Here is a 402-nt window from a genome sequence, read left to right as displayed (position 1 = left end):
CGCATAAAGATTCGCTCATCGAAAGGACTCACGGCTAGGGGCACGAACAGCTCATGCCGGAGGAGCTAACAGCCTTTAACGCGCCCTAACCTTTCCCTAAAGCGTCGATTGAGTCACGTTTTTAACAGAATAAATGAGGGCTTCCGCTTTTGGCACGTTTCTGCCTTTGCCCAACGTCCGCTGTGGGTCGTTTTCTGTCTGACGCGACTGGCTGCTATTGGCCGTAGTGAGCCATTCGCCTCCAGGTCAAGATCAGCCCAGTGAAAGCAACTTCAGGCCATCTGGACGCAACTCGCCCTTTGGCGAGACGTGCCGGTACAACGTCTGTCGAGTGACGCCGAGTTCCTCACACAGATCGCCAACCACGGTTTCCGGCTGCCCCATCGCCGCCATGGCCAATCG

At 56.2% G+C, this 402-nt stretch carries 1 pseudogene; it reads right to left on the bottom strand.

Annotated features, from left to right (window positions below):
• Positions 1-252: 252 nt before the first annotated feature.
• Positions 253-402, bottom strand: a pseudogene (locus GHO25_RS26690) (recombinase family protein); the annotation flags it as partial.

Origin of the sequence: Pseudomonas sp. FSL R10-1350 (assembly GCF_009600525.1) — a bacterium.
In the GTDB taxonomy this organism is placed as follows: Bacteria; Pseudomonadota; Gammaproteobacteria; order Pseudomonadales; family Pseudomonadaceae; genus Aquipseudomonas; species Aquipseudomonas helleri.
Note: the sequence above shows the minus strand (reverse complement) of the source record. Positions and strands in the feature narration are given on the sequence as shown.